Here is a 21235-nt window from a genome sequence, read left to right as displayed (position 1 = left end):
AAATCTCCCTCTCAGCGCTCGCCAGTCGCGCGCTTGCGAATGAAGTTGTTGAAGAGCACCGCGATCAGAAGCATTCCACCGAGGAAGACCAGATACCAGTCCTGATCGATCTGGGTATAGGTGAGCCCAATCAGCACCATGCCGAAGATGATCGCACCGAAAAACGCGCCGATGGCCGAACCATAGCCGCCGGTCAGCAGACAGCCGCCGATGACCGCAGCGATGATCGCCTCGAACTCCTTCTGGAAACCACGGCGCGCATCGGTTGAACCGGCATCGAGAACGGTGAGGATAGCCACCAATGCCGCAGCCATTGCCGTACACATGAAAAGCGTGGTCTTGACGCGACGCACGGGAACGCCGGAATTGCGCGCCGCCAGAGCGTCGCCGCCGGCTGCGAAAATCCAGTTGCCGAAGCGCGTGCGCACCAGAACATAGGTTGCGATGAGTGCAAGGGCGATGAACCACAGAACTTCCACCGGCACGCCTTTGACCGAAGGCTCACCGTTGGGAAACTTGGCAATCAGATCGTTCTCCGCCATCCAGACGAACAGTCCCTGAAACGCATCGCCGGAAAAAAGCCCGGCAAGATAACTGCCCGCAACGGCTTCCTTGACGCCGCGCAACTGGGTGGCGCCGCCTGTTGCCCATTTCAGCCCGACCAGCGACAGGCCGCGCAGAATGAACAGGAATGCGAGCGTTACGATAAAGGATGGCAAACCGGTCCGGATGACAATCTGCGCATTCACCACGCCCACGAATGCCGCAAACAGCAAAGTGACGATAATGGCAACGCCAAGCGGCACCTGCCACACGACCAGGGCCGCGGCAAAGATCAGGCCCGCAAAAGCCACCATTGAGCCGATGGAAAGATCGAATTCACCGCCGATCATGAGAAGTGCTGCGGCGACTGCCAGAATCCCCAGCTGCGAGGCAGGCGCCATGAAATTCATGATGCCCGCAGCCGTGAACATCGCCGGGTTGGCGACTGAAACAAAAAAGATTGTAATGAGGATCAGGCCGGACACTGCGCCCAGTTCCGGTCTGCTCAGGAGCCGCTGCAATGGGCTCGCCGACTGCAATCGCTCATCTTTCGATGGCGCCGCCGTGCTGGCCTTTGGATGGGGAAGTGGCTCACTCATGATCTTCTCCTGATGCATTCTGGGTATGGAAACCCGTTCCCGCCCATTTTCATGGGCGGGTTCGATAGTGGATGGTCGAGATGATGCTTACCGAATGCCCTTGGCCGAAAGTTCCACGACCTGCTTGGCCTTATCCTTGGTGATAAGATTCGGACCCGATGGAACGTTGCCGCCCGGCATCAGGCCGTATTTCGCATTGAGCGCCAGAAACGATACCGGCAGATAGCCCTGCAAGAATTGCTGCTGGTCGATGGCGAAATCCGCCTGCCCCTTTTCAACCGCCTCAAGGAAGCCTGCCGACATATCGAACGTCGCCACGTGAATTCCGCTGCGGCCGCTTTCCGCAGCAGCTTTCACCGCAGGTTCACCCGCCAATGTCGCATTGAGCGTCAGGATCGTGTCGACGGTGGCATCGGATGCCAGGGCAGCACGAACCTTGGCTTCGTTTTCAGCAGGGTCGGCTGATGTCGGCAGAACCGTCACATCACCGAAACCTTCCTTGAAGCCTGCGCAACGCTGATCGAGCGAGACATTGCCGACTTCCTGATTGACGCAAATGCCTTTCTTGCCGCCCGCTTTCTTCAGGGCTTCACCGGCAACCTTGCCGGCATCGAACTCATCCTGACCGACATGCAGCAAGGCGCCAAGCTTCTTCGAAGCATCGGAGCCGGAATTCATGGAAATCACCGGAATACCGGCTGCGACAGCCCGCTGGATCGACGGTCCGAGCGCATCGGCATCCGGAATGGAAACTACAATGCCCTGCGGCTTCTGGTTGATCGCAGCGTCGATAAGCTGCGCCATCTGCACCATGTCGAAGGTTTCCGGCGCGCGATAGTCAACCTTCACGCCCGTATCCTTGGCCGCTTCGGCAACGCCATTCTTCACGACAGACCAGAACGGGTCCGATGCCTGACCGTGACTGACGACCACGATATTAATATCCGCCGCATGGGCTGCGAAAGATGCCGCCAGCAACGCCACCCCGGCTACGGCCGATTTCAATAGAGATTGCATGTTCACTCCTCCCTTGTCCGGCACTCCCCGCCGGCTTGCGTTAACGCTCTTATCTCTCATCCGCGGCATCACGGCGCGCCTCCAAGCGTTTTCCCGTGGCCACATGCAGAGGGCTATTCATCTCAATAGAATGAAACATTCATAACAAATTCTCGTGGAATTATAATTCCATTTCTGGTAGCCCATGTCAATCGCATAAGCTGCCGATGATACGCTTATTTCCCAAAGGCGTCGCGCAGCGCCAACGTTTCGACCATCGTTTCTGGAGGAATGGCAATGGCTGACAAGGCTAAGCCGGTGGTAGCAGGCCTGATCGGGTCCGGTTTCATGGGCAAGACGCACGCGCTTGCGCTGGCAAACGTCAACCGCGTTTTCGACCTGCCAATGGATGTGCAGCTTCACACATTGGCCGATGTGAACGCTGAAACAGCGGCAAGAGCCGCAAGACGATTGGGATTTGCAAATGCTAGCGGCGATTGGCGGGCATTGATCTCAAACCCGGATATCAATCTCATCGACATCACAACGCCAAATCGCTTGCACAGGGAAATGGCGCTTGCCGCCATCGAAGCGGGCAAACATGTCTATTGTGAAAAGCCGCTCGCACCCACCGCCGCCGAATGCCTTGAAATGACGCTTGCGGCGGAAAGGAAAGGCATTCAGACAGCCGTTGGTTTCAACTATCTCAAAAACCCGATGATAAAACTGGCCAGGGAGATCATCGACAGCGGTGAACTGGGCGAGATTCGCAATTTTCGCGGCATTCATGCAGAAGACTTCATGGCCGATGCAGATATTCCATGGACCTGGCGCCTTGATCCGGCAGGCGGTGGCGGCGCGCTCGCCGATATCGGCAGTCATATCATCGCCGCTGCACGCTATCTCGTTGGGCCGATAGAGGCGGTCATGGGGAACGCCATCACCGTCATCAGCGAGCGCCCGGACAGTTTGAACCCTTCGCGGATGAAACCCGTCGAGGTGGACGATGTCAGCCACGCCTTCATACGTTTCGAAAACGGGGCAACCGGCACACTGGAGGCGAGCTGGATCGCCAGTGGCCGCAAGATGCAGCACGACTTTGAGATTTCGGGATCGAAGGGGTCGCTGTTCTTTTCGCAGGAACGTTTCAACGAACTCGACCTGTTTCTTTTTTCCGACAAAAAAGGCCAACAGGGCTTCCGCAAGATCTTCGCAGGCCCGGAACACGAACCCTATGGCGCATTTTGCGTGGCGGGCGGCCACCAGATCGGCTTCAATGATCTCAAGACGATCGAAGTCCGCGACTTCCTGCTTGCCATTGCCGGACAGAAATCCGAACACGCCGATTTCCGCGAAGGATATGAAGTCCAGAAGACCGTGGAAACGATCTACGCCTCTTCCCGCGACCGTCAGTGGAAAAATATCTAGCCTATACGTGAGGTCGGATGGACGATGAACGCACCATCCACCGTCATGATTTTCGCTCGAATACCATAGACGTCGTGCAGAAGTTCCGGTGTGAGCACCTTCATCGGTGCTCCGTCCGCAACGACATGTCCCTTGTCGAGCAGGATGAGCCGTGTGCAATGCTGTGCCGCAAGGCTCAGCTCATGTAATGACGCAATGACCGTCCTCCCCTCCTTTGCTAGCTCGGCAAAGCTTTCCATCAGTCCAAGCTGATGCGAAGGGTCCAAGCCGGCGACCGGCTCATCGGCAAGTATTACGGGCGTATCCTGCGCCAAAACACGCGCAATCAATACACGCGCACGCTCGCCACCGGAAAGCTCCATCGCCGACCTTTTCCGAAATCGCGCAACGTCCATACGCTGCATCGCGGCTTCGATAAGCGCCTCATCTTGCGCATTCAGGCTCGCAAAAACCGGCTTCAATGCGGATCGGCCCAACGAAACAAGCATTTCCACCGACACCGGCCATGCCACATCACGCTCCTGCGGCAGGTAAGCAAGCTTTTGCGCTTTTGTCGCAGCGCTCATCTGGCGCACGTCATCGCCATCAAGCGAAATTTCGCCCCGCGAAGCCACAAGCCCCAGAATAGCGCGCAACAATGTCGTCTTGCCGGCACCGTTCGGGCCGATCAGGCCAATGAGTTCGCCGCCATGAGCTTCGAAACCAGCATTGTTGAGCGCCGCCTTGCCGCCAAGCGTAACGGAAAGATTTTGTGCCGAAAGCGATGTCATATGAGCTGCCTCCGGTATTTGAACACCAGCCAAAGAAAGAATGGTGCACCGATGATTGCCGTCAGGACACCCAGTTTCAATTCCCGTCCCGGCATGATGATGCGCACCAATATGTCAGCCGCCAGCAACAGTGCAGCCCCGCCGAAACCGCTGGCAACCAGCAATCGCGACGGGCGCGCCCCGACCAGCGGACGCAGGAGATGGGGGACGACCAGCCCAACAAAGCCAATTGCACCGGCAACAGCGGTGGAAGCGCCCACACAGGCCGCTGTGCCCAGCACCGCAAAAAGCTGCACGCGCGCCAGATTGACGCCCATGGTGGCGGCGGCATCCGCACCCAATGTCAAACTGTCGAGCGACCGCCCGAGCGCCAGAAGCATCGCCCAGCCAATCAGGATAAACGGTGCGGCAAGAGCCACATGGGTCATTGATCTGTCGGCCAGCGATCCCAGCATCCAGAAAACGATTTCCATCGCCGCAAACGGGTTGGGCGACAGGTTGAGCGCCAGCGCCGTCAACGCACCGGCAAGACTCGTCACAGCGACACCAGCCAGAATGACGGCAAGCGTACCGGCATTGCGCCCTGCCAGAAGCTTGACGAGGAACACTGATAGGAAGGCTCCGGCCAATGCGAGCAGCGGCAAAGCCAGCGGAAACAGAAGCGACAGACCGCTATAAATAGCAATGACGGCGCCAAGCGACGCGGATGCGCTCACCCCCAGCAGTCCGGGTTCCGCAAGCGGATTGCGCAGATAGCCCTGCAAGGCAGCGCCCGATAAACCAAGCGAGGCCCCTATAAGAAGCGCAAGCAGTGCCCGCGGCAGACGGATTTCGCGCATGACCAGCACAATCATGTCGCTGTCATCGCCGAAAAGCGCCTTCAGGCTGTCGGCAATGCTGATCGCAGCAGGCCCCGTCAGCAGCGAAACAATGAAAAGTACGGCAACGAGCAGACCGAGTCCGGCCAGCAGAAGATAGAAGCGGTTCCGTTCAGTCACGCGCCGCCTCCGCAAGTTCTGCCACGGCTTCAACACTGAACGGGCCGCCGCAGACTGTCAGATTATCCGCTATCGTGACTGCCCTCGCCTGCTTTTCAAGCGCGCGCAATGCCGGATGTTCGAAATTCTCGAAAGCCAGTGCAGGCGCACGATCTCTTGAACTGCGCACCAGAATATCCGGCTTTTCGAGTACCAGTTTTTCCAATGGCAGCGGAGCGGAACCGCTGATGCCCGCCTTGTCGGCAAGATTATCAAGCCCGGCAAGACGCACAGCCTCATCGACCAGCGTTCCCTGGCCGGATGTATAGCTGTTGGCATAATAAAGCGCGACCGTCTTGCGGCGGGCTGGAGGTTGAATTGCCGCCAGGGCGGCTTTCATCCGATCGATTTCGCTGTTCGCTTCCGCCTGTCGCCCGAGCAACGCACCCATGCGGCGCAGATGATCTTCTATATCCGTGAACGAACGGGCGGGCGCAAACTCTTCCACCCGAACACCCAGCCTGCGCAACAGTCCGACTGTTGCCCTCGACGAAAATGTTCCCGCCAGCACCAGATCAGGCTTCATCAGAAAAACTTCCTCTGCCTGCGCGTGGTTGACCGGCAGCTCGCCGGCTTTCGCTGCCATGGCCGACAAGTCCGGGTCCTGCGACAGATAGGAAACCGACTTTAGCTGTTCCTCGCCGGCCAGCAGCATTGCCAGCTGATCGGTGCATACATTGATGGAAACGACGCGCTGGGGGATATCCGCCGCCTCTGCCGAATTTCGACCAAGCAGGGCCAACCCCGCCGCGAGGCAGAAGCTGGTGATCCATTGTGCGGATGCCCTTTTCATTCTCTCTTCAGCCTCAGAAATTCCGCGTCAATCCGATATTGATGGTGCGTCCCGGCGCAATATAGCCGGAGCTGGTCTGATAATCCTTGTCAAAGATATTCTCGACCGAGAACTTCAGCTGCGATTGGCTGTCGATGGAATAGAGCGCGACGAAATCAGCCGTCACATAGGCACCCAGCTTCTTGCTGTTTGCAGCATCGGCATAGCGGGCGCCGCCATAGATCAATCTTGCGGTCAGGTCGAGCTTTTCAATCGGCGTGAAATTGACCTCGGCGGCGGCCTTGAAACGTTCCCGATAAGGAAGGTCCTTATCCGTGTCCTCATCGATCGGCTGCTTGAGATCGACCGAGCCCTTGACGCCCCATCGATCATCGAAACGATGCGCCAGTGTGGCCTCGAAACCGGTAACTTTCGCACTGGCGATATTATAAGGCAGATAGGACGGCGCCGTGCTCATGATCGCATCGCGCAGCCATGTTTGATAGAATGCCATATCGAGACTTGTCGAAGCCGTGGCCTGCCAGTTCAACCCGACTTCATAGGAATGGGACTTTTCCGGCCGCAGATCGGGATTGGCGAAACCGGGATAATAAAGCTCGTTGAAAGTCGGGGCCCGGAAACCCGTGGCATAGGATGACCGCAAAACCAGATCCGGCAGAACCTCATAGCTCGTACCGAGATTGTAGGTCACGACATCGCCGAACTGACTGTTGTGGTCGTAACGCAGTCCGCCATCGAAGCGCAGCGCCTCGTATTCCAGCGAGTACTGGCCGAATAAGGCAGCCAGATCGCGACTGGTTTCATCATAGGCAATGGTGGTGTTGATCGCCTCGCGATAGGCTTCCACACCCGCAGTCACGGTATGATTGATACTGCCTGTGTCAAAACTCTTTTCAGTCGAGGCAAAGACACCATAACGTCTGGTTTCAAACCGGTCAGTGCCGCTCACCCCCTTGCGAAAGTTGCGGCTATTGTCGATGCCGGTGTTGAACTCCAGCGTGGACGACCAGTCGGCGGTATGATCGATGCGCGTCCCCACCCTGCCCGCAAATGCCGTGCTGTCTGCCTGGTTCGGGGATGGTGGCTTGGCATCATATTGGTTGCGCCCCCGGCTGAAGAGACCGTCGGCATAGATTTTACCCCAGTCGAAATCCTTCGACAGGGCAAAGTTGAACGATCCTTGCAGAAATCCATCGCTATCCGGCTCATGGCCATAAGCATCGAGCGTCGTGAAATCATAACCTTGCGTGCCTGTGATCGCCGCACCAAGAGCATAGTCTATGCCGTCACTGCTTCGCCCCTGAACAGACCCGGACACATACCCGCCCCAGGGATGGCTGACGCCGGTAGAAAGACTGCCGCACCAGGAACGTTCGCCACAGGCGCCGCCCTGCCTGGTGATGATGTTGATCACGCCTCCCATGGCATCGGCACCATATTGCGCGGAATGGGCGCCCTTTGCGATCTCGATGCGGTCGATGGAGCTCAAGGGAATATTCGCAAGCGCGGTAGAACCGGATGTGGCCGAAGCCGTGCGCACGCCATTGATCAGCACGACCGTCTGCTTGGACGACATGCCGCGCATATAAATATCCGAGGATGAGCCCTGCCCGCCATTCGTCTTGATGGAGATGCCGCTATAGGATTTCAGCAGGGACTGTAGATCGGAAGCGGCCGAACGCTCGATATCCGCTGAATCGATGACCGTCACGGACGATGTCGAGCGCTGGAGCGAAGACGCGCGGCGCAATGGCGTGACCACGATTGTGTCGAGAACCACACCGCCATCCGGCAGATTTTGTGCCGATGCCGTGGATGGCAGCGCAAGAATACCGGCGGATGCCAGCAGAACTGATGATTTCCAAAGATGCATTTTTCCTCAACCCGCCGACCCGGAGATCCGGCTTTTCCTCTCACCGCAGGTTGAAGCATGAGTGGCGCAGAACGCCCTTCTTCCCGACGGCAACATTTCAACAATGTCACCGCCACGGACAGCCGCGCCTGGACACACCCCGTATCCATGCATGGGTGACAGGATACGGCAGGTCTCCTGACTTCCGGGTCGTCGCCTTCCCTCCGCCTTCCCGATTGCACGCTTGCTTTCAGTGGCTTTGACCGCTTGCGCGGCTGTGGAGGATAGCTCTCCGGTTACAGTTGCGGGGGCAGTCGCGGCATCAGCCGGAATGGCTTCACCGTGTTCCCTTTTCATCCGCCTGAACAGCGGAACCGTCTCCTGGGAATTGCGATAGCAACATGGTTAAGGATTCGCAACTCCACCAAAGTGCAATCGGGCACGGAAAACTGAATCACATTGGCAAGGAATGGACTGAGCCGCCTGATTTCAAACAATTTTCCTATCGCAGAAAGGCACGAAAACGCTGGAGCGCAAAGTAGAACAGCACAGAGCCGATGACGATGAGGGCCAGAAATTGCGGCCAGACGACACCCAGCCCCGCTCCGCGAAACAGGATCGATTGTGCCAATATGACAAAATGCGTATTGGGCGCGGCCAGCATGATTGTCTGGATGATCTCGGGCATGCTTTCGCGGGGCGTCGTCCCTCCTGAAAGCACCTGCAACGGCAAAAGCACCAACATCAGCAACATACCGAACTGCGGCATGGAACCAGCCGCCGTTGCCAGAAAAATGCCAAGGCTGGTCGTCGCAAAAAGCTGGAGCGCAGCGCCGACGAGAAACAGCGATATCGACCCGTAGATCGGCACGGCAAGCAGGCCCTGCACCACAAAGACCAGCGCAAAAGCCGAAGCAACCAGCACGACAAGCCCCATGGACCAAATCTTGCTGACCATGATTTCAACCGGCGTCACCGGCATCACCAAGAGATGCTCGATGGTTCCGTGTTCGCGTTCACGAATGAGCGCAGCGCCCGTCAGGATGATCGACAGCATTGTCACCGACGAAATCACATTGTTGATCGCGCCGAACCATCCCTTGTCCAAATCCTGATTGAACCGCGCCCGGAGATTGAGTTCCACCGGCGCTTGCGCACTGCCGCGATAGCGATTGAGAAATTCGTTCACTTCACTCGACACAATCGACTGCACATAACCGCCGCCGGTGAAGGCCTGGCTCATCCGGGTCGCATCGACATTGAGCTGGATCGTCGGTGAACGGCCCGCCAGAAGATCGCGCTGGAAATTGGGGGGGATGTTCAGAGCAAACGTATCCAGCCCCTCATCCATCCGGGCGTCCATTTCATGGGATGAAATCAGCTTCGGGGGCACGAAATATGGCGGATAAAACGCCGTCGTGATCCGGCTAGAAACCGGCGACTGATCTTCATCGACGATTGCTATTGCCGCATTGTTGAGGGTTTCGGGCATCGCCTTGGACGCCGTATAGATCGCAAGCGTAAACGCATAGACGATCAGGATCAGCAGCATCGGATCGCGTGCAAGGCCACGCAATTCCTTCACGCCAAGCTGGACTATGTTGGATATCCGCATCTCAGCTCGCCTGTTTCTTGAGGAGAACGATGGCCAGCGCCATCAGTACCGGCACCGCGATCAATAAAGGCAGGAACGAGCCTGCGAGATCGGCAAAGCCAAGCGCCTTGGAGAAAACTCCACGCGAGATGGTCACAAAATAGGTCGTTGGATAGATTTTGCCGATGAATGCGCCAGCGCCTTGCAGCGATGACACAGGGTCGATCATGCCCGAATACTGCACAGCCGGAATGAGTGTCAGAAGTGCTGTTCCGAAGATCGCCGCGATCTGGCTGTTCATGAAAGTGGACAGAACCAGTCCCATGCCGGTCGCGATCGTGACATAGAGCAGTGCCGCCAGCGCATAAGTCGGGAAGCTTCCCGTAAACGGCACCCGGAAGACAAACACCGCAAAGGCTGTCAGCATCAGGAAATTGAGAAACGCCAATCCGATGTAAGGCAATTGCTTGCCGAACAGAAACTCGAATTTCGTCACCGGCGTCACGTAAAAATTGATGATCGATCCCAGTTCCTTTTCCCGAACCACGCTCAGCACCGCCAGCATTGCGGGGATCATGAGAAGCAGCAGCGGAATGACCGCCGGAACCATGGCCACAAGGCTCTGCACGTCCGGGTTATACCGGTAGCGTATCTCCAGATTGAAACTGCCGGCATTCGCCGCACTGCCATAAAGCTCACGCGCTTTCTGCGCCAGCCAGCCGGCATGCATGCCCTGGACATAGCCCTTGACCGTCTCGGCCCGCGTCGGCATCGCGCCGTCGATCCAGGCCGCGACTTCCACCGGGCGCCCACGCATGACATCGGCGGCGAAATTCGGCGGTATCTCGATAGCCAGACTGATCTCGCCATCGCGCATTCGCCGATCCAGATCGTCATAGTCGGTCAGGGGAGCCTGTTCGGAAAAATAGCGCGAACCGGCGATCTGCTGCGTATAATCGCGGCTGATCGTCGTGTCGTTGCGGTCGAGCACGGCAAATTTCAGATTCTCGACATCCAGATTGATCCCGTAGCCGATGACGAACATCAGGATGACGCTGCCCAGGATCGCCAGCGTGGCGCGGATCGGATCGCGTTTCAGTTCCAGAGCTTCGCGCCGCGTATAAGCCAGCATCCGGCGCAAATCCGGCAACCAGCCTGAAGCCTTCCTTGAGCGTGTTTCGCTCGCATCTGGCACTTTTTCCGGGCTGACCGCAGGCGATTGCGCAGGCTTTTCGGCCGCGCCGATCGCGTCCTCAAGATAAGCAACGAAGGCTTCTTCCAGGGTTTCCGCATGGCGGCTTTCCGTAATCGCCTTCGGCGTATCGCTTATCAGCACCTTGCCGGCATGCATCAGTGAAATACGGTCGCAAAGCTCGGCTTCGTTCATGAAATGGGTAGAGACGAAGATCGTCACATTATCCTTGCGCGACAGGTCTGCAAGGATTTGCCAGAACGCATCGCGAGCAACCGGGTCGACGCCCGAGGTCGGCTCATCGAGAATGAGAATGTCAGGCGAATGGATCAGCGCCACGGCCAGGGACAGGCGCTGGCGGATACCGAGCGGCAAAGCATCCGGCAGGGAATCCATGACTTCGGCAAGGTCGAAACGCCCGGTCAGCTCCTTGATACGGCGTTCGGTCAGGTCCGGTGCCATATCGAACAATTTCGCATGGAGTTCCAGGTTCTGGCGAACGGTCAATTCCGAATAGAGCGAAAATGCCTGCGACATATAACCGACATGGCGTCGTATATCGATATCCTTGGGGTCAACCTCGCGCCCGAACAGCCGCGCCGTTCCATCGCTGGCAGGCAGCAACCCGGTCAGAACTTTCATGGTCGTGGTCTTGCCGCACCCATTGGAGCCCAGAAAACCGAAGATTTCGCCACGCGGGATTCGAAAGCTCACATTATCGACCGCCGTGAAGTCGCCGAAACGCACGGTGACATGTTCCGCCTCAATTGCGATTTCGGCATCGGCCCCGAAATCCCGATGCGGAATCTCGATATCCTGATGGCCTCTCCGCAAGTCTTCCGGCAGGAGCGCGATAAAGGCAGCATCGAGATTTGGCGTGTTGGTTCGTTGCAGCAATTCCCGCGGGGTGCCCGTCGCCAGTATCTGCCCGTCATTCATGGCGACCAGCCAGTCGAAACGTTCGGCCTCTTCCATATAGGCCGTGGCGACGATGACGCTCATGCCGGGACGGTCCGTGCGGATATCGTCGATCAGTTCCCAGAACTGACGTCGGGACAATGGATCAACGCCGGTTGTCGGCTCGTCGAGAATGAGCAGATCAGGATCGTGGATCAGCGAGCAGCAGAGGCTCGTCTTCTGCTTCATGCCGCCCGACAGCTTGCCAGCCGGACGATCCGCGAAAGCGGACATGCCCGTGCGCCCCAGAAGATCGGCAATGCGGCGCTCGCGCTCCTTTCGATTATGCCCGAACAATCGCCCGAAAAAATCGATATTCTCGAACACCGAAAGCGTGGGGTAGAGGTTCTTTCCAAGTCCCTGCGGCATATAGGCAATGCGCGGATAAGCGGACTGAAGGTGACGCTTGTCAGAAATATCCCCGCCAAGAACTTCGATATGGCCCTGCTGCATCGCCCGCGCCCCGGCGATCAATGATAACAGGCTCGATTTTCCCACCCCGTCAGGCCCGATCAGGCCGACCATGCAGCCGGCGGGAATGTCAAGGTTCACCGAACGCAGGGCCCGCGTTTTCCCATAGGACAGCCCCACATCTTGCGCCCGGACGACAAAGCTGCCGTCATTGGCGCCAGCCTTGACCGGACCAGCATTCATTTCACGGTTTCCGCGAGATTCTTCGGCCATTCGGCATTGGGGTCGAGCTTGACATAGGCCATGCCCGGCAAGCCCGTTTTCACCTGCTGTATATATTTTTGGAGCAGTTCTTGCGGGATCTTCGCCTTCACGCGGAACATCAGCTTCTGGCGCTCTTCCTCCGTCTCAACGGTCTTCGGCGTAAACTGGGCCACATCGGCGACGAAGCTGATCTTTGCCGGAATGACATATTGCGGCGCGGCATCGAGAACGATCCGGGCATCGGCCCCCATGGCGACCCTCCCGGCCTGAGCCGTCGGCAGGAAGAAGGTCATATAGACGTCGCTGACATCGACAAGATTGAGCACCCGCCCACCTGCCGAAAGCACCTCACCCGGCTGGGCAACGCGGTACTGGACACGCCCCGGCTTCGGCGCTCTCAAGGTGGCGTCGTTGATGTCGGCTTCAATCGTTGCAATCGCCGCCCTAGCAGCCTCGACGGATGCCTCGGCATCCACGACCTGCGCCTTGGCGGCCCCAATAGCCGCCTCGGTGGCTGCAAGCTGTGCCTTGGCCGCGCCGACAGCCGCTTCCGCGCCCTGTGCGGTCGCGCGGTCATCGTCCAGGACTTGTTGGGAAACCGTGCGTGATTGCGTCAATTGTTGCGAGCGGGCCAGACGCCGCTGGGCGGCATCCAGTTGCGCTTCACGCTGCGCCACGGTCGCTTCAGCGGCCGTGTGCTCGGCCTCGCGCTGCGTGACAAGGCTGTGCGCCGTCTCGATACCGATCTCGGCCCGGCGCAACTGCGCTTGTGCCTGTTTGCGCTGGCTTTCCAGCTGATCCGTATCCATGCGTGCGAGAATGTCGTCTTTCCGCACAAAATCCCCCTCATCCGCGAGAATTTCGCGAATGCGCCCCGGACTTTTCGTCGAAATGTCGATTTCAACCGCCTCGATACGCCCGTTGCCCCTGGCAATATCATCCGGCAATCCATCGCCGTTCAGCGTTTTCCAGGCATAATATCCGCCTGCGGCAAGGACGACAATCGCTCCAGCCAGTATCCATTGCTTGCGGTTGAAAGCCATCATGAAACATCCTCATTGCCATCGTCGTCACAACACCGTCTTCAAACGAAGCATCGGCGAGCGGTCGCTGCCTGCAAGGATTTTCAACGTCCCCACCGCCCCGCCTCCGGCATCAGCCGAAACCTTCTTGGGAAAATATGGAACGACCTTTTCATTTAGCAACCGGTGAAGTGGGGGCGCGATCGAAAACCGCAAACTCCCGGTTAAGCCTGCTCTAATCGCAGCCGCGGCCAACTGCCTTGATTATGATCAAGAACCGCTAAAATGCTCTCATTCTTATGATATTGGACGCGGGTGCTGATTTGATGAAACAGAGGGGAGCAACGTCGACAGCACCCGCTGGCTGTCGATGGGCGACGTTACGGAAAGATCGCGCTCATGCGCTCGACAGATTGATTTTGCCGGGGTGCCTTTCGAGTAGGGCCTCGGCACCCCGGGTCACTGGCTCTGGTGGAAACCGGCAACGATGGTTAGTTAGCACTCACTCAAACGAAGCTCTTTGATTTCAATCAAACAGGTCGAAATAATCGACTATAATTTGACAATCCTTCACCGCTGTGGGCGGCACCGCCCCCAATTGGCGGCTAGATAGTCGGCAATTTTCTTCAGTTTCGGCTCGCGGAGGAAAGCCTCGCGAAAGAGGATACTCCCCTTCACTTCCGACACGACTTGATTCAGTTCCAGCTGATGCCTGATCTCCGTCAGCCCCCCATCTTCGCCCCATTGCGGTTCCTGAGAGGTTGGCTGGCCAGCCTTGTAAAGCGCCATGCCGACATAAAGATCGACCGGCGTTTCGCGTACGGTTTCGGCCCACCATTTCACAATCGTTCCATAAGGCACAATCTTGCGCTCCAGCGGCCAGTAGACCTGCGGAGCGATATAATCGATGATGCCATCCTTCACCCAGCGCCTGGTATCGGCGAAATCGTTGTCGTAATTGGTTGCTCCGGCAAGCGTATCCGACCCCAGCGGATCATCCTTTTTGTTGCGCCATACCCCGCCAGGGCTGATGCCGAAACGGATATTCGGCTTGATCTTCTTGATCCTGCCGAACACTTCCTGCACCAGCGTATAGGTGTTGTAGCGCCGCCAGTCGCCCTTGCTCTTGAAACTTGTACCGTAGCGGGCAAATGTCCGGCTGTCGTCGAGTTGCGAATCCGGTGTCTGGTAATAAAAATAATCGTCGAACTGGATGCCATCGACATCGTATTTCTGAACCACTTCACCGACGACATTTCCCACCCACTCACGCACAGCCGGAATGCCGGGATCCAGCACATAGCGCTTCGCAGCGATGCCGATCCACTCAGGATGGAGCTTGTAGACGCTGGACGGAGAATCGGGCGATGAGTTTTCCAGCGCTTGCCGTGTTTGCGGATCAATATTCATGGAAACCCGATAGGGATTGATCCAGGCGTGAATCTCGATGCCCCGCTTGTGCGCTTCCGCAATCAGGAACTTCAGGGGATCAAAGCCCGGATTCTTGCCCAGCGTCCCGGTCAGATAGGACGACCACGGCAAAAGGGACGATTGATAAAATGCATCGGCAGTGGGCGAAACCTGAAAAATAAGACCGTTGATGCCCAGCATCTTCGCCCGGTCCAATATGGCGAGCAATTCACCCTTCTGCGTCGTTATCCGTTTTGCATCATCGGCAATTTCCGTCGATTGCCTCGATGGCCAGTCGAGATTGATAACCGTGGAAACCCACGCCGCGTGAAAAGAATTACAGTCCAAAACCATAGAATATGTCCTTTCAGCATAGAAAAATATCAATCAAAAACATGGTTCCCGTGCGCTGGTCGCCTTCCACGACAGCGCATCCCGAAAAATACGAAGCGTTTTTCGGAGAAGGGAAACGGAGGAATCGGTTCGCGCTCCCGCAGCACGGAGTTCAGGTTGATGGAAAAATTTGACGATTATATGTATAAGTTCAAGCGCATTTGAGCGCCAGCATTTGATCGACGAAACGGACGGAAGGCGGCATGTACAAGAATATTCTCGTAACGACCGATGGATCGGAATTTGCAGAGCGCGGCCTCGTCCATGCGTTCAAACTGGCGCATGCGGTGGGAGCGAAGGTAACGGTCCTGACCGTCACCGCCCCTTATTCCGTATCGGGGCTTCCCGGCGGCTGGACCGATAGCCCGGCTTTCATTGAGCGTTTCGAGCAGGAATGGAACGAATATGCCGACAAGGCCCTCGCCCGTGCCCGCGCGCTGGCCGCAGAATCGGCAGTGGATGTTCACACGCTGCATGTGGTTGCGCCGCACCCGGCAACATCCATCATCGAAACGTCGAAGGAATTGCGCAACGACCTCATCGTCATGGCTTCCCATGGACGCCGCGGCCTTAAGGGAATGCTTCTCGGCAGCCAGGCCCATGAAGTGCTGACCCGCAGCGGCATCCCTGTTCTGGTCGTGAAATAAGAGCGGCAGGGCCTGAGAATAGCGGGGCTTCCTCGCCTTCAGCCGGCCTCGTGGCCCGTCGCATTTTCTACATCGATACGGAAGAAGACGGGCTCAAGTTTGCGTTCCTGTCCGCCCTTTGTAATCGTTCTTATATAGGCTGGTTCCCACCAGGTCGGCTCCGAAGCCATCAGCTCTACGATCGCATTTTTCTCGTCTTCCCGCTCGATTTCCCGATAGCGGCCATTCACGACAACAGTACGCCATCTGGTCCGGGATTCAATGTGATCGAAAAGAATGCAAACCGCATCGTTCTTTCGCAAAGCCTCGGTCTTCTGGCCGTCCGTTGTAAAAGAATAGAGCGACCCGCCGCTGAACCGGAAACTGAGCGGCACGATAAACGGGCGATCGTCGAAAACATAAGCCAGCCGCCCCAGTTGGGTGTGCTGAATCATGGTCCGGATATCGTATTGCGACATTTCCTTTATCATCATGGCGCTTCTCCGCTGTTCGTTTGTCCGTGACGAATAAACATAGGGCGGCGTTGCAGCCTTGACTGCAATCAAACGGCAAAGATTGCTGCTTTATCAGACAAACAGATGCCCTTCGGCAATCTTGACCGCAGTGCCTCCGATCCGGGCGCCTGTGAGTTGCTGTTTGGCAATGTCCAGTTCAAGACGGATCCGCGAAGCGCGCCCCATTTCCATACCCTGCTCGATCCACCATTGCGAACTGCCGTCGACAGGCTTGTCGTTCTTCTGGATCATGCCTGCAAAGGCAGCGGCAGCCGAACCCGTGGCCGGATCTTCATAGACATTTGCCCCCGTCACGAACATGCGGGCATGGAAATTACTGTCGAACAGAATTGTTTCGCGACAATAAACATAGATGGGTAGAGGTCGGCCTGCGACATGCGGCAGGCTTTCATTCACATAGACAGGGTCGATGGACACTTTTGCTGCGGCAATCAGGTTGTGAACCGGCACGAGCAGATAAGGCGTGCCCGCGCTCCACACGGCAGGCACATGGTTCTCGAAGCCGATTTCATGCGTACCAAGACCGATGGCGGCAGCCGCCTCCTCCTTCTCGACCTTGACATCCAGCCGTTCCGGCAGCCGCGGCAGATCGAACTCGGCAAAGGCGCTAGCCTCGCCAAGGATCACACCACAGCGCACTGTGCCGACGTTTTCTTCCAGAGCCACGAGCCTGTCGGTGTCATTACCCGTTTTGCGCCGCCGGGCCAGCGACACAGCCGCCCCCACTGTCGGATGCCCGGCGAACGGCAGTTCGTAATCGGGCGTGAAAATACGCAACGCCGCTTCATGCGCGGGATTGCTCGGCGGAAAAATGAACACGGTTTCGGAAAGATTGAACTCGCGTGCGATAGCCTGCATGCGCGTATCGCTCAAGCCCTCGCTATCATGAACGACAGCCAGCGGATTTCCAGCCAGAGGCTTATCGGCGAATACGTCGAAAACCTCATAGAATCTGCCAGAAACGGCGGCTTCACTCATCGCTCATTCTCCCAACGACATGGTCACAAGATCGACGGCAAAGTCGACTTCATTCCACTGCCTCAGCTTCACATTATTGCGAGCATAGCCAATTTCGCGCCGCTGTCATCTGTAAGACCGACGCAGTTCAGAGATTGTTGAAATGCCAGTCGGCGAACGCCCTCACATAAGACGGCGTAGCATCCCCCATCCTACCCGCCGAATTCACCGGTATGATCTCGGAAAGTTCCGGTTCTTCCGCCGCGGAGAGGTGTTGTTCAATCCGCGATACCAGCTCCCTTGAAGACACATCGAAATAATAACGGCGAAAAAGGGCGATACTGCGATTACCCGTTACGAGATGGATTTGCTGTTCTGCCCGCGCATCATGTAGATCGAGACCGGTTTCCTCCAGCACCTCGCGTCGGCGATTGGCGTCATAATCGACATATCCATCGACAATATCGTTGTCGTCGATCGAGCCTGCCGGGAAATAGACCCTTCCCGCTCCCGCATTGTGTGCACTCATACGCCCGGCGATCAAATGTCCTTCATGCGAGACAATCACACCAACGCCAAAGACATGCCAGGGCCGCTCTTGCGAGCCATCCCGGCGCCAGTGCATCAGCGTGGCAAAGCTGGTGCGCTGGAAACCGGCCCGAAACAGGCCATCCGTCAATTCGGCTTGTGGCGCCAGATAAAACTCGCCATCGAACAATGTGGGATTCGCGGTCCGCTCGCGTGACCAGTTCAGCGCAATCGCTTCGCTATTCTGCTCGGCATAGGACAATGGACCGGGCAGCACCCGGACGTGGGCGCCGTCAATGACGTAGACCGTGTTTTCCCGGACCTGTTCCATCACTCACACCATATTCAATGTCATCGCGACCGGACAGTGATCGCTTGCTTTGGGACGATCCCATCCGGTGCGCGGGTAACGATCGACCTGCTGGTCGGGCGGAAAGATCGTCCGCCAGGGTTGCCCGCGCCGGATGATGTTGGGTATCGCCTTCTCATTCTTCTTCGCCAATGAAGGCGAAGCCATGATGTAATCCAGCTGGCAAAGATGGCGCTCCTGTGGCCCGCGCGTGTGATAAAGTGTCCAGCGATCCATAACCGGGCGCCGTTCCACCAGATTAACCGCAAATCCATCCCCCAGAAGCACGTCGAGCGCGCTTTCCTCTTCAACCACCGGCGCGAACTGATAGCCATTCCATTCGTCGCCACCGATGACGATCCGCTCACGATAATCATTGAAATCGCCGCAAATCAGCCAGCGCCGATCGGCAACATTGGATGGTCCGAACTTATCCTCGATGATGCGGCGTATGGCGCGTGTTTCGGCGCGCCGCACCGGCAGGGATGCTGTCCGCCCATCGAACCCGTTGCGCGCGCCCGTCATGGATTTCAGATGGGTCACGAAAAGCGACAAGGGTTTTCCGGCAATGCGGATATCCACATTCAGGCAGTCCCGCTTGAAAATGCGGTCATGAGGCTCAAGCCCCAGCTCGGCGAGAACCGGCTCATACAGCCCAAAATCATTATAGGTTACATAGGCATAGCTTGTGACATCCTCGACTTCGATGGGTTGCCCGTCCCGTGTCGTGTCGCGCATCATGACGGCCACGTCGATGCCGCGGCTGTCATTCCCGTCTATGAGATATTTATGCCGGAAGCCCTGGCCGATCATCTTGAAAAGATAGCCATACTCGAAGGCATTGAGGGCCGCGAGATTATCCACCTCCTGCAGGCAGAGAATATCGGCCCGCGTCTCGGCTATGGCGAGCGCCGTCATCTGCCGCGTATCATCCGTATGTGCAACGGCGCGCGCCTGCTCAAGAAGGCGGTATTGCGCCTCATCGTTGATTTCGAACAATTGCAGGGTGCGATCCTGATGCAATTCATTGCGAAAGCCGGAAAAATCAAACCGGCGCATCAGATTTTCGACATTGAAAGTGGCTATGGTAAACATCTCTTTGCAATTTCTCCGCTTGGCGGGCGATTGGCAAGAGGATGAACTCTAAAACCAATAAATTTCTGCTGAAGCGATGACTTGAGCAAAAAATATACCCATATACCGGGAAAATAGAGAGTGAAGCGAGCCGAGACGATGGGAAAAATTCTGCGCCTGACGCTACTGACCGGGCTGTTCGTTGCAGCCATTGCAAGCGCGGCTTCAGCAGTCGAACTGCGCAACAGCCAATATCTTCCCTCGCTGAAGCCGAGCGGGCCGCTGATTATCGGCGGTCAGGCCGGCGCCAACCGCACAGATCCGAGCGCCCGTAACTGCTACGGCTCGACGTTGTGCCGGGAAAGCGGAACCTATATCACCGAACACGGCGTCTTGAACTACAAGAACGGCGATGCCCTGCAATATCGACGGACGATGCAGCCGCGGGCTGCCGGTGCAAAACCGAGCAGCAACCATATCCAGTGGTGTTCAAACCGCTATCGCAGCTACCGGACATCCGACAATACATACCAGCCATTGGCCGGTCCAAGAACAGGCTGCAATTCGCCCTTCCAGTAAGAAAAAGCCGGGCTCGACGCCCGGCTTTTCGTCTGCCGGTCAGGCAGCGGCGGATTTTGTGTGCGCGCGTATCAAACGGCCAAGACGCTTGATGCCTTCATCGATCATCTCGTCATTGGCGCATGAATAGCTCAGGCGCAGCGTGTTGGCCCCTGTGCCATCGGCAAAGAAGGCGCGTCCGGGAACGAACGCCACTTTTTCACTATCGATGGATGCGGCAAGCAGTGCGGCGCCGTCCATGCCTTCCGGCAGCGTGACCCAGATGAACATGCCGCCTTCCGGCTTCGTCCAGCTGGTGGTTTCAGGCATATATTTCGCCAGCGCCTCGAGCATCTTGTCCCGGCGGTGCTTGTAAACCTTGTGCAGCTTCGCGACCTGGGTGCCAAAACCCTGGCTTGCCACGCGTTGAATGGCGATCTGGTTGATCGTGGATGAATGAAGATCCGCTGCCTGCTTCATCAGAACAAGCTTGCGAATAACCGGCTTCGACGCCACCACATAGCCGACGCGCAGACCCGGCGCCAGCGTCTTGGAGAAAGAGCCGCAATAGATGGTGCGGGTCTTCTCGATGTCCCCGTCGTGACGGGCAATATCGAGCGCCAGGATCGGCGAAATCGCATCGCCATTGTAGCGAAGATACTGATAGGCCGCATCCTCGATGACGGGAATGTCGAGTTCGTCGGCTTGCGCGAGCAGTTTCTCACGACCGGCACGATCAACGGTTTCCCCGGTCGGATTGCTGAAATCGGCAGACAGATAAGCGAACTTGACCTGCCCGCCAGCTTTCTTCGCCGCCTGAGCATAGGATTCCGGCGTGCGATTGCCGTTGATCGCCAGCGTATCGTAATTGGGCTCGTAGGCATTGAAGGCTTGCAGCGCGCCCAGATAGGTCGGCGCGGTCACGAGCGCCGTGTCGGCAGGCGACAGAAACAGCTTGCCCAGATAATCGAGCGCCTGCTGCGAACCCGATGTGATGAACACATTGTCTTCCGTGCAGGGAATACCGATCTTGGCAAGCTCTCCAACCAACCAGGTGCGCAGCGGCTTGTAGCCTTCCGAAACGGAATATTGCAGCGCCGCATTGGCTTCCGGGCCACCCAGAATATCCTTGTACGCAGCCTGGAATTCTTCATGCGGGAAAAGAGCCGGATCAGGAATTCCGCCTGCAAACGAAATAATATCGGGGCGCTCCAGGAGCTTCAGCAGTTCGCGAATTTCCGATGCGCGCATACGTTTCGAGCGCGTTGCAAATACATTTTCCCAGTCCAACACGGGAAATCTCCTCAATTAGACTATCCGTACATTTTACGGAATTTGTAATAGCG

The 21235-nt window shown here is 57.2% G+C and carries 18 protein-coding genes and 1 riboswitch; of the genes, 3 read left to right on the top strand and 15 right to left on the bottom strand.

Features of this window, described 5'->3' with window-relative positions; genetic code table 11:
* Positions 1-11 precede the first annotated feature (11 nt).
* The gene (locus tag AVM02_RS03110) at positions 12-1142 is read right to left on the bottom strand and encodes an ABC transporter permease (protein ID WP_411505563.1); all 1131 of its coding nucleotides are present in this window, start codon (positions 1140-1142) and stop codon (positions 12-14) included.
* A gap of 87 nt (positions 1143-1229) precedes the next feature.
* Complete coding sequence (locus AVM02_RS03105) at positions 1230-2159, bottom strand: sugar ABC transporter substrate-binding protein (RefSeq protein ID WP_411505562.1); 930 nt, start codon at positions 2157-2159, stop codon at positions 1230-1232.
* A gap of 276 nt (positions 2160-2435) precedes the next feature.
* Here AVM02_RS03105 and AVM02_RS03100 point away from each other — a divergent pair, with 276 nt between their 5' ends.
* Positions 2436-3566: a Gfo/Idh/MocA family protein gene (locus tag AVM02_RS03100; protein WP_411505561.1), complete on the top strand. Its 1131-nt coding sequence runs from the start codon at positions 2436-2438 to the stop codon at positions 3564-3566.
* Here AVM02_RS03100 and AVM02_RS03095 read toward each other — a convergent pair.
* From AVM02_RS03095 to AVM02_RS03060, 8 genes are all read right to left on the bottom strand, one after another.
* Complete coding sequence (locus AVM02_RS03095; RefSeq protein WP_411505560.1) at positions 3563-4336, bottom strand: ABC transporter ATP-binding protein; 774 nt, start codon at positions 4334-4336, stop codon at positions 3563-3565. The two genes, AVM02_RS03100 and AVM02_RS03095, sit on opposite strands and share 4 nt — an antisense overlap.
* Positions 4333-5334, bottom strand: a complete 1002-nt coding sequence (locus AVM02_RS03090) for a FecCD family ABC transporter permease (RefSeq protein WP_411505559.1) — start codon at positions 5332-5334, stop codon at positions 4333-4335. Before AVM02_RS03090 ends, AVM02_RS03095 begins: the two co-directional genes overlap by 4 nt.
* Positions 5327-6166 carry an ABC transporter substrate-binding protein gene (locus AVM02_RS03085; RefSeq protein WP_411505558.1) on the bottom strand — a complete coding sequence of 280 codons (840 nt, stop codon included), beginning with the start codon at positions 6164-6166 and terminating at the stop codon, positions 5327-5329. The genes AVM02_RS03090 and AVM02_RS03085 overlap by 8 nt, the downstream gene beginning before the upstream one ends.
* Before the next feature lie 13 nt (positions 6167-6179).
* Positions 6180-8039 (bottom strand): TonB-dependent receptor domain-containing protein, encoded by a 1860-nt coding sequence (locus tag AVM02_RS03080; protein ID WP_411505557.1) that lies wholly within the window; start codon positions 8037-8039, stop codon positions 6180-6182.
* 149 nt (positions 8040-8188) lie between these two features.
* A riboswitch (cobalamin riboswitch) is annotated at positions 8189-8412 on the bottom strand.
* Between the two features lie 108 nt (positions 8413-8520).
* Positions 8521-9633, bottom strand: a complete 1113-nt coding sequence (locus AVM02_RS03075; RefSeq protein WP_411505556.1) for an ABC transporter permease — start codon at positions 9631-9633, stop codon at positions 8521-8523.
* A gap of 1 nt (position 9634) precedes the next feature.
* The gene (rbbA, locus tag AVM02_RS03070) at positions 9635-12415 is read right to left on the bottom strand and encodes a ribosome-associated ATPase/putative transporter RbbA (RefSeq protein WP_411505555.1); all 2781 of its coding nucleotides are present in this window, start codon (positions 12413-12415) and stop codon (positions 9635-9637) included.
* Complete coding sequence (locus tag AVM02_RS03065) at positions 12412-13479, bottom strand: HlyD family secretion protein (protein ID WP_411505595.1); 1068 nt, start codon at positions 13477-13479, stop codon at positions 12412-12414. The genes rbbA and AVM02_RS03065 overlap by 4 nt, the downstream gene beginning before the upstream one ends.
* 549 nt (positions 13480-14028) lie before the next feature.
* Positions 14029-15222 carry a glycoside hydrolase family 10 protein gene (locus AVM02_RS03060; protein WP_411505554.1) on the bottom strand — a complete coding sequence of 398 codons (1194 nt, stop codon included), beginning with the start codon at positions 15220-15222 and terminating at the stop codon, positions 14029-14031.
* Positions 15223-15464: 242 nt separating this feature from the next.
* On the opposite strand from AVM02_RS03060, the gene AVM02_RS03055 reads away from it, so the two are divergent.
* Positions 15465-15908, top strand: a complete 444-nt coding sequence (locus AVM02_RS03055) for a universal stress protein (RefSeq protein WP_411505553.1) — start codon at positions 15465-15467, stop codon at positions 15906-15908.
* Positions 15909-15946: 38 nt separating this feature from the next.
* On the opposite strand, the gene AVM02_RS03050 is transcribed toward AVM02_RS03055, so the two are convergent.
* The 4 genes from AVM02_RS03050 to AVM02_RS03035 all read right to left on the bottom strand — a co-directional run bounded on the left by AVM02_RS03050 (position 15947) and on the right by AVM02_RS03035 (position 19352).
* Complete coding sequence (locus AVM02_RS03050) at positions 15947-16381, bottom strand: pyridoxamine 5'-phosphate oxidase family protein (RefSeq protein WP_411505552.1); 435 nt, start codon at positions 16379-16381, stop codon at positions 15947-15949.
* 93 nt (positions 16382-16474) lie between these two features.
* The gene (locus AVM02_RS03045; RefSeq protein ID WP_411505551.1) at positions 16475-17401 is read right to left on the bottom strand and encodes a PhzF family phenazine biosynthesis protein; all 927 of its coding nucleotides are present in this window, start codon (positions 17399-17401) and stop codon (positions 16475-16477) included.
* Between the two features lie 127 nt (positions 17402-17528).
* A complete protein-coding gene (locus AVM02_RS03040; protein WP_411505550.1) occupies positions 17529-18239 on the bottom strand; it encodes an NUDIX hydrolase in 711 nt (236 codons plus the stop codon).
* Between the two features lie 3 nt (positions 18240-18242).
* Positions 18243-19352, bottom strand: coding sequence for an endonuclease/exonuclease/phosphatase family protein (locus AVM02_RS03035; RefSeq protein WP_411505549.1), 1110 nt, complete (start codon positions 19350-19352; stop codon positions 18243-18245).
* A 138-nt stretch (positions 19353-19490) separates the two neighbouring features.
* Here AVM02_RS03035 and AVM02_RS03030 point away from each other — a divergent pair, with 138 nt between their 5' ends.
* Entirely contained in the window at positions 19491-19910 is a 420-nt protein-coding gene (locus AVM02_RS03030; protein ID WP_411505594.1) for a BA14K family protein, read from the top strand.
* A gap of 39 nt (positions 19911-19949) precedes the next feature.
* On the opposite strand, the gene AVM02_RS03025 is transcribed toward AVM02_RS03030, so the two are convergent.
* On the bottom strand, positions 19950-21182 hold the full coding sequence (locus AVM02_RS03025) for a PLP-dependent aminotransferase family protein (RefSeq protein ID WP_411505548.1): 1233 nt from the start codon (positions 21180-21182) through the stop codon (positions 19950-19952).
* Positions 21183-21235 lie beyond the last annotated feature (53 nt).

Origin of the sequence: Brucella anthropi (assembly GCF_046630315.1) — a bacterium.
Lineage (GTDB): Bacteria > Pseudomonadota > Alphaproteobacteria > Rhizobiales > Rhizobiaceae > Brucella > Brucella anthropi_A.
Note: the sequence above shows the minus strand (reverse complement) of the source record. Positions and strands in the feature narration are given on the sequence as shown.

Excerpts from the sequence above, each read along its gene's own strand:
- AVM02_RS03030 (WP_411505594.1), top strand. The coding sequence starts at position 19,491 with ATGGGAAAAATTCTGCGCCTGACGCTACTGACCGGGCTGTTCGTTGCA.
- AVM02_RS03095 (WP_411505560.1), bottom strand. The coding sequence starts at position 4,336 with ATGACATCGCTTTCGGCACAAAATCTTTCCGTTACGCTTGGCGGCAAG.
- AVM02_RS03040 (WP_411505550.1), bottom strand. The coding sequence starts at position 18,239 with ATGGAACAGGTCCGGGAAAACACGGTCTACGTCATTGACGGCGCCCAC.
- AVM02_RS03035 (WP_411505549.1), bottom strand. The coding sequence starts at position 19,352 with ATGTTTACCATAGCCACTTTCAATGTCGAAAATCTGATGCGCCGGTTT.
- AVM02_RS03045 (WP_411505551.1), bottom strand. The coding sequence starts at position 17,401 with ATGAGTGAAGCCGCCGTTTCTGGCAGATTCTATGAGGTTTTCGACGTA.
- AVM02_RS03080 (WP_411505557.1), bottom strand. The coding sequence starts at position 8,039 with ATGCATCTTTGGAAATCATCAGTTCTGCTGGCATCCGCCGGTATTCTT.
- AVM02_RS03055 (WP_411505553.1), top strand. The coding sequence starts at position 15,465 with ATGTACAAGAATATTCTCGTAACGACCGATGGATCGGAATTTGCAGAG.
- AVM02_RS03065 (WP_411505595.1), bottom strand. The coding sequence starts at position 13,479 with ATGGCTTTCAACCGCAAGCAATGGATACTGGCTGGAGCGATTGTCGTC.
- AVM02_RS03050 (WP_411505552.1), bottom strand. The coding sequence starts at position 16,381 with ATGATGATAAAGGAAATGTCGCAATACGATATCCGGACCATGATTCAG.
- AVM02_RS03085 (WP_411505558.1), bottom strand. The coding sequence starts at position 6,166 with ATGAAAAGGGCATCCGCACAATGGATCACCAGCTTCTGCCTCGCGGCG.
- AVM02_RS03110 (WP_411505563.1), bottom strand. The coding sequence starts at position 1,142 with ATGAGTGAGCCACTTCCCCATCCAAAGGCCAGCACGGCGGCGCCATCG.
- AVM02_RS03100 (WP_411505561.1), top strand. The coding sequence starts at position 2,436 with ATGGCTGACAAGGCTAAGCCGGTGGTAGCAGGCCTGATCGGGTCCGGT.
- AVM02_RS03105 (WP_411505562.1), bottom strand. The coding sequence starts at position 2,159 with ATGCAATCTCTATTGAAATCGGCCGTAGCCGGGGTGGCGTTGCTGGCG.
- AVM02_RS03075 (WP_411505556.1), bottom strand. The coding sequence starts at position 9,633 with ATGCGGATATCCAACATAGTCCAGCTTGGCGTGAAGGAATTGCGTGGC.
- AVM02_RS03060 (WP_411505554.1), bottom strand. The coding sequence starts at position 15,222 with ATGGTTTTGGACTGTAATTCTTTTCACGCGGCGTGGGTTTCCACGGTT.
- rbbA (WP_411505555.1), bottom strand. The coding sequence starts at position 12,415 with ATGAATGCTGGTCCGGTCAAGGCTGGCGCCAATGACGGCAGCTTTGTC.